The sequence below is a fragment of the Microcystis sp. M_QC_C_20170808_M9Col genome, assembly GCF_007095495.1.
Lineage (GTDB): Bacteria > Cyanobacteriota > Cyanobacteriia > Cyanobacteriales > Microcystaceae > Microcystis > Microcystis aeruginosa.
On the sequence record NZ_SFBZ01000231.1, the window covers coordinates 1 to 8,949 of the forward strand.

Sequence of the window (8,949 nt, forward strand, 5' to 3'; positions counted from 1 at the left end):
TTAAGATGTTGGTGGCTCATTTTTGGGTCTGATTTGTTTTTGTTAATGATCAGACAGTACCTGATGAGCCTTTCTTTGTCAACTCTTGAGGTTGATGCGTTTCATTTTTGAATTGGCGTAAGATTTTCTTGGATATAGCGAGGATTAAGGGGATGATAAGGACTAGCAAGACGATCTATCTTAATAACTCTAGCAGTTTCAGGAATGATCGGAATATCGGGATCGTAGGGGGTGCTGCGGGTAAGGGAACTAGAAAAACCTTTAAAAATAGAGATTTCTTCCTCCTCCCCATCCACAGCAATAGTCACTAATAAAACCTCTTGGGGATTTTTGAGGGTGTATTGTTCGAGTTGTTTACCAATATTCATAGAAAAATGGCTAATTATCGATAGCTAAAGACCTCCTATTGTAAAGCTGAACGTCCCTGTTTGCCAAGGCGAATAAGAAGAAAATGGGCAAAATAGAGAGTATAAAAAGAGAGACCAACTAAACCAAAAAAGCCCAAAACATTAGCGGTAGCTTCTGAATGAAAAATCTCGCGAAACTGCCAAGGTGCTTCCTGCCAAACTTGACAATAGGGAGAATTTAGCAATTCCCCTGACATAGCACAGGAGAGAAAAGGTAAGGTAGAAATCGCGCCCAAAGGACAATAAATCGTTACTGCCCAACGCCAAGCAGTGGTGACAAATTTAATTGGACTGGCGGGTAAATCTTTAATTTCATCGTTAATATCCACCCAAAACCAGAGGGAAATCGTGATTAAAATCTTAGCTAAAAAACTGGTGACAAAACCAATCGGCCAGGAAGCGATCATTAAATATACAGTAATTAATAAAAGACTAGCCACTCGCCAATAGATAATCAACAATTTTTGTAATGATTCGATTTTTGCAAATAAAGACCAAATTAACAAAATTGCCGGAATAATCACCGTAAATAGGACGGCTAAACGATAATCTATCCAAACGAGAGGACGAAACCAAAGTTGATTCATAAACTATTTAGACATAATTACACTGTCAACATTTTACTGTCTTCGGACGCAGGAGCCAAAATCGGCCACAGCTTGACCAACAAACAAAAAAACGAGGGGCGATCTCTTTATAGCCGAGATCGCCCTAAAGCTAGGATTCTACTGTGAGGAGAGAAAAAACCGCTGCCTGACTGCATTAATCTTCATAAATGCGACACTCGGCGGCATCGGGATTAGAATCACAATAATTTTCGAAGTAGGTTTTTTGGGGGTGGTCCTGACGTTGGTGAGCGGCTTCTGCTTGTAATTCTTCCACCGCATCCCAAGCGGCGGCGCATTCGCCAGAGGTGGCACCTTCCGTACTACAGACGGCTCTGGCGTTTTCTAGCTCTTCTTGAATTTTGTCTTGGATATTGCTCATGATTCCTCTGGAATTGATCTATTGACACTCTAACAATTATACAGTCACCTTCTCAAGCCACAGGATCGGTTATCCCACTCGATCGCCTTTCCTGTGCTATGAAGCCGATCCTAGCGCAATTTTTGGGGAATTTAACATCAAGATTTCCTGACCGGGCCAATTTTTAGCCTACATTCCGCACTGGAGAAATGCCAGAGGGATTTCTCCCCGGCATAGACAGCGAGCAGAACCATATATCGACTTATTTAGGCCGTCTTAGACCAAATCCGTTTTTAATAGTGTGATTAACTGCCAAGTTATCGATTGTTTTTCCCCGCTCCAGTGCTTTGGCACTCACCTACTCTCCTATACCTTTTACACAGGATTTAGTATCATTCTAGGGACTAGGGGAAAAAGACTGTTTTGCTGGCAATAGTCAGCATTCCTGTCACCAAAATGCCGACAATGCTAAGGAATCCAATGGTCGTAATGTTGACTGGTGCGTTGAGATCGTCAACCCGCTTTTCTAGTCCCGTAACTTTGGCATCTAAGGCCTTAATATCTCCTTTAATTTCTCCTAGACTGTTCTCGATCGCTTTCTGTCCATTTTCTAGGTTTGTCAGTCCGGACTCGATCGCTGTTAGTCGGGATTCGATCGCTTTCTGTCCGCTAACGATTAAATCTTCTAACCTTTTCAGATCATTCTCGGTAACTGCTGTCATCAGTGACAATCCTCTTAAAGTTGAATTTTTCCTAGTCTCCTAATCAATAAGTAGTCGTGCAAAATTAATTTCCTAGTGAAGATAGGCAAAAGGCAAAAGGCAGGAGGCAAGAGGTGGTTAGATATGTGTAATTAATTTTGCTTAGGTACTTACTCTATCAATATTTTCTCGGTCGGGGACTCTTTCAAACAGTAATTCACAAAAATCAGATTCCCTACTGAGAGCGCCTAGTGATCCCGTCAAAACTGAAACATTTTTTGATTCGGTTACGGGGACAGCAGCACGGGCATTTATGGCTGTATAATTCCCGTTGATATTATTAGTAATAAAATCTGAGTGCAGCACGACGGCACGGCAGCACCGATCGCTGATAAATTGGTAGCTAGGGGAGTCCCCAAACAAGACATCGTTTTAGCTTACCATGGGCCCCCTGTGCGACAATATACCGAGTTTGCCCTTGGCTAAAACCATTAATTGATGACCTTGCCCATACAAGTTTTACCCCAAGACGTAATCGATTTAATTGCCGCAGGAGAGGTAATCGACTCTTTAGGCGCTGTGGTGCGAGAATTAGTCGAAAATGCCATTGATGCGGGGGCAGATAGGATTACCATCGATATATCTCCCCAAAACTGGCGAATACAAGTATCGGATAACGGCAGGGGAATGTCTAGAGAAGATTTGCCACTGTGTAGCTATGCCCACAGTACCAGCAAAATCCGCCAACGGGACGATCTTTGGCAGATTACCAGTCTCGGATTCCGTGGTGAAGCTTTGCACAGTATCGCACAGGTGGCGCATCTGCGGGTTGCCAGTCGCCATGACGATGATTTAGGTTGTTATTGTCTTTACAATCACCAAGGCGAGCCGGGTAATTTAGAAACGATTCCTATAGCTATCGGTACTATCGTCACGGTAGAGAATCTCTTTGGTAACTTTCCCGTGCGTCGTCAAGCTTTACCGTCAATTAACAAACAATTAAAGGATATACAGACTTTAATTCATAATTTTGCTCTCTGTCATCCCCAAATTACTTGGCAGGTTTTTCAAGATCATCAAGATTGGTTACGCATTAGTCCGGGTAAGGATGCCAGTCAAATATTACCCCAATTAGTTAAATCTCTGCATTTTAACGATTTAGCATCCCTAAAACTTGACTTAACGACTCCTGACGCAGAATCTGCTCAAATTGAATTGGTCATTGGTTTGCCCGATCGCATTTCTCGCCATCAACCAGATTGGGTTAGAATTGCTGTTAATGGGCGAATGGTGCGCTCATCGGAGTTAGAACAGGCAATATTTGAAGCTTTCGCTCGCACAGTCCCTAAAGATCGCTATCCCGTTTGTTTTCTCCATCTACATCTTAACCCTCGTTCGATCGATTGGAATCGTCACCCAGCCAAAGCGGAAATATACCTGCATAACCTCATTTTTTGGCAAGAACAGATAATTTCAGCCATAGACAAGGCGTTAGGACTAAATCCCGAACATATACCCGAAAAAGCGCAAAATCAGCGCGTCAGTCAAATTCTCAAGGCTGCCGAAGAAAAAAGCACCTATACAATAGGGGAGAAATCCCCGAAAAATCGGCTGGAATTAAAGGCAGTAGCTCAAATTCACCAAACTTACATAGTTGCCGAACATCCTCACGGATTATGGTTAGTGGAACAACATATTGCCCATGAGCGGGTTTTATACGAACGTTTAGAGGATAACTGGGAAATCGTGCCGTTAGATACTCCGATCATCTTAAATCAGTTAACTACTCGACAAATCGAACAATTACAACGTTTAGGATTAGAAATTGCTAGTTTTGGCGATCGCTCTTGGGCAATTCGTAGTATTCCTGTTCTACTCAAAGAACGCGAGGATCGGGCTGATGCTTTACTAGAATTAAGTTTAGGGGGGGATTTACAAACCGCTCAGGTTGCTACCGCTTGCCGGAGTGCTATCCGCAACGGTACAGCTTTAAGTTTAAAAGAAATGCAGAATTTACTCGATGATTGGCAAAATACCCGTAATCCCCGCACCTGTCCCCACGGAAGACCGATTTACTTATCCTTAGAAGAAACCTCGCTCGCTCGCTTCTTCCGTCGTCATTGGGTGATCGGCAAAAGTCACGGCATTTAATCAGTGATCAGTTATCAGTGATCAGTTATCAGATGTGAGTTTTCAGTTTACTGATTACTGATTACTGTTCACTGTTCACTGAAAATTGGCCGATATTGCTAGGGAAAAACGGAAAGTGCTGCCTTTACCTAATTCACTTTCCACCTCGATTTGACTTTGGTGTAATTCCACTAAACGACGGGTAATCGCTAAACCAATACCACTACCCCCAGAATAACGGGAACGAGAACGATCGGCCCGCCAAAAGCGCTCGAAAATAAAGGGTAAATCCTCTGCTGCGATGCCAATTCCTGTATCGATAACGGCAATTTGTAGGCGATTTTTGTCCCTTGTCACTTGCAGGGTAATTGCACCATTATCGGTGTAACGAATGGCATTACCGAGCAGATTAACTAAGATTTGTTCGAGGCGATCGGGATCGGCCATGACAGATGGTAAATTGGGGGGACAATCTAACTGTAAAGTCGGTCCATCTTCTAATAATTGATCGGCAAATTTTTCGATGAGAGAATTTAACAAAGGCAATAAATTAACAGGTTGCATTTTAATCGATAGATAACCAGATTCCGCTCGCGATAGCTCCTGTAGATCGTGGGTTAAACGTTCTAACCTGCGGGTTTCTTTCACTAATTTCTGATAAAGTTCTGGATTAGGTTCGATCGCACCATCGGCTAATTCTTCTAAATATCCCCGTACCACAGTTAAAGGGGTGCGTAATTCATGGGTAAGATCACCGATTAATTCCTGGCGCCGTTTTTCCACATCGGCTAAACTAATCGCCATCTGATTAAAACTGATGGCTAATTGATTTAATTCTGGGATTTCGCTTTCTGGAACTCGCGCCGATAAATCCCCTTCAGCAAAATTTTTAGTGATTTGTTTCATTTGTTTTACCGGTTTCATAATGCGTTGAGAAACCAAAAAACTCAGATAACCAGCCGTACTTCCTCCCGCAATGAATGACCAAATGGCACTACTATCCCAAGCTGTCTCAAAACCCCTAACCAAGAAAGTTCTCGCTGATCGCACGGTAAAAAATCCCTGCCTTTCTAACTGTTCCAAACGCAAAACAAACATTCGCGGAGAAGATAATTTAGCAATGATAATAAAGCTACTCAATCCCACCACCATAACGAGGAGATGGGATAAAAATAATCTGGTTCCTAAGCTTAATTTTGGTGGCTGCATATTTGTTTAAAAACTCTATTTGTTGTCAATATTATTGAGAGACTGCTGCATAAATATAAAAACCTTTTTGGCTAATATCTTTTGGTCTTTTTGAAATCAAAAAGTGCCAGCCATTGGATTGTTCGGTGGGAAAATTTAGGGACTTTTTCCCTGAAAATTAGGTAATTCGCCAATTCAAAAATGGGGAAACCCCTACACCCTACACCCCACACCCTACCCCTAGGAAAAACTTTTTGCCGCAAACCCTATTGACAGGGTTTCTCATAAAGATGAAGTATAAGAGGATTTGGCATCGACCACCGACTCCAAAAAACAAAAACTTTGTACCTCACCATTAAGATAACGGCCCTAGATTCGGCTACAGCATCATAAAGAACTCTATCGGGTTCTTCTTGTTGAAGAATCTCTCGTCAAGCTATGCTGTGAGGGGAGAGTAGGTCAAAACCTAACTTTTTGCCGCTCTATGCTATGGTATCAAGATGCGCTACTCTGTTAGGAGATGATTTTGCTTGAGTCATCTGCTCAAAGTAGCGTCTGTTTTTTAACCCTTACCCTTAAAAGAGAATCTTTTCTGTATGCTAGAGGCTAATAATCAGGGAGAGAATCAAATATTTCTCTATGAAGTTGTTTTTTCCGGTTCTTCTGGCTCTTTGCCTCAACGCTTCTCCCGGACAGTGCTGCGAGTACCTAAAAGCCGCATGAGTCAAGAAACACAGCGCCTCCTGCGCCAAGGGGCCAAGATTCTCAGTATAAGGCCTCTTGACCCAGAAACTGCCCCGATTAAGCCTAGTTTACTACCTCAACCTTGGTGGATAGAGATCACCACCACTCAGCCGAAATGTCTCTATTATTTCGGTCCTTTTGAGAGTTTTTCGGAAGCTTTATCCCATCAATCCGGTTATATCGAAGACCTCCAATCGGAATCTGCCCTGGGAATTAACAGCGAAATTAAACAATGTCAGCCAGAGGTTTTAACTCAAGAATATTTTTAATGTATGGTATCTAATTTTACAGATTTTTAGGAATAGTTAGTTTCCTCTTGTTTTCGTTTAATAATGCCTTTACCCTCACAGAATTTACAGGGGACGGATTCATTCTCCGTCTCTAGATAGATTCTTTCTTTGCCCTGGCAGTGGGGACAGATAACTTTTTCTTCCCACCAATAATTCTCTAAAAAAGCCTCATCGGTAATATAGGTAAAATCTTCAAACATTGGCTTGTCCTCTTATCGTTGAGATAGCTTAATCTGGATTCATCTTTCAACCTGAGAAATTGAAAATCACTTTTACCCCCATCGTAAAAAAGATCGGGTTCATTCTTCTTGAAACTTAAATTACTTCATATTTATTTATGTTTATTAATATATAATGAGTGTTCACTATCAATCGGGTGTATCTCATATTTGTGAATTTCTCTCACTTATGGTGATCAGCAGAAGTTATACTAAATCCGTTGAGTATAGGCTACATATCAGGACAGGCAAAAGGCACTCATGCAAAAGGGGGAATAAATAATCAGTCTTTAATAACCGGATTTAGTATAACGATTCTGGTTCCAATCACACAATTTAGAGAACCGTTAAAAATCTATGAACTCCCGAAAAGGCTTGCCATATAAGCATTTCGCATCTAAGTACAATTGCTTATTGCAAAAGTGGGATGCTCCCCGGGAGATCGGGAGAATCTATTATATCCAATTAGCTGAAACAGTCCGCTTACAGAATACACCTAGTCCAAATAAACCGAATCCTAATAAACCAAAGACAGTGGAAGGTTCAGAAACAGGTTGACTAGATTGGGGAACAAATCCATATTGTAAGTGATCTACTTCAAAGCCTACATTGATCAAAGTCTGAGATATTGATATAGCTGAAATACCTGCTAAATTGATAACTCCAAAAAAGCGATCATCAACTGTTGTTCCGTCGTTTCTGGTATCGCCAATCTGTCCCTGACCAAGTGCAATAGTACCTAAAGAATTTCCTTGTGCATCAAACCCTTCAAAAGTTAGTGGTGTTTGATCTATTCCGCCAAAGCTTGAATATGAATCTGTCCAGACAATACCTACATGAGTAGGAAAGTTTCCTAAAGTATTGGCATTGAAAGTAAATTTAAAGCCTCCTATTATTCCATTGCCTAGTTCAACGAGACCATGACCTTGTTGCCCGTTTCCATCAATTACTCCGTCGTCAATATCAACAGAATCTCTATAAAAATCTGGACCTGGCACACTAACTGGTAAGCCACTAGCACTAGAGGCTGTAACACCTGGCACATTCAGGGAACCATCCTCAAAATTCTCAAGGTGAAAATAGCTAAAGCTAACATTTTTAAATGGACTATCATTAAAGCTAAGATAAGGAGTTGGTCCGAGTAATGTTGGAGCAGAATTTACAACGGGAGTTTTAATGACTGCACAACCGAGGAAAACTCCAGTAGCTAGTGTTATGGTGGTAATTTTATTAGCCATTCTTTTAGCCTCATCAATTTCTACTTCAAGCATAAGCCTGATTTCAGCTAATCTAAAGTCGGATTGTGGCGGATAAAGGCGGGAGTTTTATTAATAATCTTGACAAAAAGCGGATAATAGCGGATAATTACGGCTGGGCGTTATAACTATGAAGCAACAGGGCAATGGACGTACAAGCGGTGTTGAAATACGTGGATGACCTAGTTTTCGCGCAAACGGGACAACATCTTGACAGTCTGCAAGTTGCGATTCTGAAGGGAGTCCTTAATGGCAAAAAATATACCCATATTTCTGAAGAATATCATTGTTCGGCAGGGCATACTAAAGATGAAGCTTATCAACTGTGGCGCATTCTTTCCGAAGCTCTAGGAGAAGATTTAAATAAGTCTAATTTTCGTGCTACTATTGAGAGGCTGGGATATGCTAACTCTCAATATCAAATTGTCGGCAATCCAATTCAAATCAGTAATCTTAACCTCTGTGCTAATCCTTCACAAAGTTATGAGACAGAAAATATTGAATCAATAATAGAAGAAACTGCTATACCTTATGTTAAAGAAAGCCTGACGATTCTGGAAAGAGAAAGACAAAAAGCAAAACTAGAAATTATTCCAAACTTAGTTGAGCTTGACTTGACGGCCGAGCAAATTGCTAGTACCTTGGGATTGTCTCTTGAGCAAGTTAAAAAATGTATTCCTTAATTTGATTTAATGAGCATTGTCCACCTTTTTTTACAATAGAGATAATTTATGTTTGTTTTTATAAATGCACGTCATCAGCTATCGAAGATTACGAGAATTTACGAATAAACACGCTTTAGAAAATTGGCATAAAATTGCCAGTCAAGCAATTTGGTATAATTTAGTTGAGGTTCAAACAGTATTTCCCCAAGCAGAAGCAGTTGGTAATTTTACTGTTTTTAACATTAAAGGAAATCGTTATCGCCTTATAACCAGTATCGATTATCAGAAGCGGCTAATTTATATCAAGTATGTTTTAACTCACGCTGAATACGATAAGGAGCAATGGAAAAATGACCCTTACTTTTAATCCAGAAAAATACAAAG

The 8,949-nt window shown here is 40.9% G+C and carries 12 protein-coding genes; 5 read left to right on the forward strand and 7 right to left on the reverse strand.

Annotated elements, in window-relative coordinates:
• Nucleotides 1–101: 101 nt before the first annotated feature.
• From EWV68_RS13545 to EWV68_RS13560, 4 genes are all read right to left on the reverse strand, one after another.
• Nucleotides 102–368: a DUF7734 family protein gene (locus tag EWV68_RS13545; protein WP_287170106.1), complete on the reverse strand. Its 267-nt coding sequence runs from the start codon at nucleotides 366–368 to the stop codon at nucleotides 102–104.
• A 35-nt stretch (nucleotides 369–403) separates the two neighbouring features.
• A complete protein-coding gene (locus EWV68_RS13550; protein WP_061432486.1) occupies nucleotides 404–994 on the reverse strand; it encodes a DUF3177 family protein in 591 nt (196 codons plus the stop codon).
• A gap of 175 nt (nucleotides 995–1,169) precedes the next feature.
• Nucleotides 1,170–1,394 (reverse strand): Calvin cycle protein CP12, encoded by a 225-nt coding sequence (locus tag EWV68_RS13555; protein ID WP_002781201.1) that lies wholly within the window; start codon nucleotides 1,392–1,394, stop codon nucleotides 1,170–1,172.
• A 383-nt stretch (nucleotides 1,395–1,777) separates the two neighbouring features.
• Nucleotides 1,778–2,095, reverse strand: coding sequence for a DUF4164 domain-containing protein (locus tag EWV68_RS13560; RefSeq protein WP_287170108.1), 318 nt, complete (start codon nucleotides 2,093–2,095; stop codon nucleotides 1,778–1,780).
• A gap of 336 nt (nucleotides 2,096–2,431) precedes the next feature.
• Here EWV68_RS13560 and EWV68_RS21915 point away from each other — a divergent pair, with 336 nt between their 5' ends.
• Nucleotides 2,432–2,560, forward strand: a complete 129-nt coding sequence (locus EWV68_RS21915) for an element excision factor XisI family protein (RefSeq protein WP_287721272.1) — start codon at nucleotides 2,432–2,434, stop codon at nucleotides 2,558–2,560.
• A 12-nt stretch (nucleotides 2,561–2,572) separates the two neighbouring features.
• Nucleotides 2,573–4,225, forward strand: a complete 1,653-nt coding sequence (mutL, locus tag EWV68_RS13565; RefSeq protein WP_004162907.1) for a DNA mismatch repair endonuclease MutL — start codon at nucleotides 2,573–2,575, stop codon at nucleotides 4,223–4,225.
• A gap of 75 nt (nucleotides 4,226–4,300) precedes the next feature.
• Here mutL and EWV68_RS13570 read toward each other — a convergent pair whose 3' ends face one another.
• Entirely contained in the window at nucleotides 4,301–5,413 is a 1,113-nt protein-coding gene (locus EWV68_RS13570; RefSeq protein WP_287170110.1) for a sensor histidine kinase, read from the reverse strand.
• Nucleotides 5,414–5,988: 575 nt separating this feature from the next.
• Between EWV68_RS13570 and EWV68_RS13575 the strand changes: the two genes are divergently transcribed.
• A complete protein-coding gene (locus EWV68_RS13575) occupies nucleotides 5,989–6,405 on the forward strand; it encodes a DUF1816 domain-containing protein (RefSeq protein ID WP_004159304.1) in 417 nt (138 codons plus the stop codon).
• 26 nt (nucleotides 6,406–6,431) lie between these two features.
• Here the strand turns inward: EWV68_RS13575 and EWV68_RS13580 are convergent, their stop codons facing one another.
• Both EWV68_RS13580 and EWV68_RS13585 read right to left on the reverse strand, forming a co-directional pair.
• Complete coding sequence (locus tag EWV68_RS13580; RefSeq protein WP_004159306.1) at nucleotides 6,432–6,626, reverse strand: hypothetical protein; 195 nt, start codon at nucleotides 6,624–6,626, stop codon at nucleotides 6,432–6,434.
• Nucleotides 6,627–7,099: 473 nt separating this feature from the next.
• Nucleotides 7,100–7,915 carry a PEP-CTERM sorting domain-containing protein gene (locus EWV68_RS13585; RefSeq protein ID WP_287170111.1) on the reverse strand — a complete coding sequence of 272 codons (816 nt, stop codon included), beginning with the start codon at nucleotides 7,913–7,915 and terminating at the stop codon, nucleotides 7,100–7,102.
• Nucleotides 7,916–8,046: 131 nt separating this feature from the next.
• Here EWV68_RS13585 and EWV68_RS13590 point away from each other — a divergent pair, with 131 nt between their 5' ends.
• Nucleotides 8,047–8,583 (forward strand): helix-turn-helix domain-containing protein, encoded by a 537-nt coding sequence (locus EWV68_RS13590; protein WP_287170112.1) that lies wholly within the window; start codon nucleotides 8,047–8,049, stop codon nucleotides 8,581–8,583.
• Nucleotides 8,584–8,647: 64 nt separating this feature from the next.
• Nucleotides 8,648–8,932: a type II toxin-antitoxin system HigB family toxin gene (locus tag EWV68_RS13595; protein ID WP_004159317.1), complete on the forward strand. Its 285-nt coding sequence runs from the start codon at nucleotides 8,648–8,650 to the stop codon at nucleotides 8,930–8,932.
• Nucleotides 8,933–8,949 lie beyond the last annotated feature (17 nt).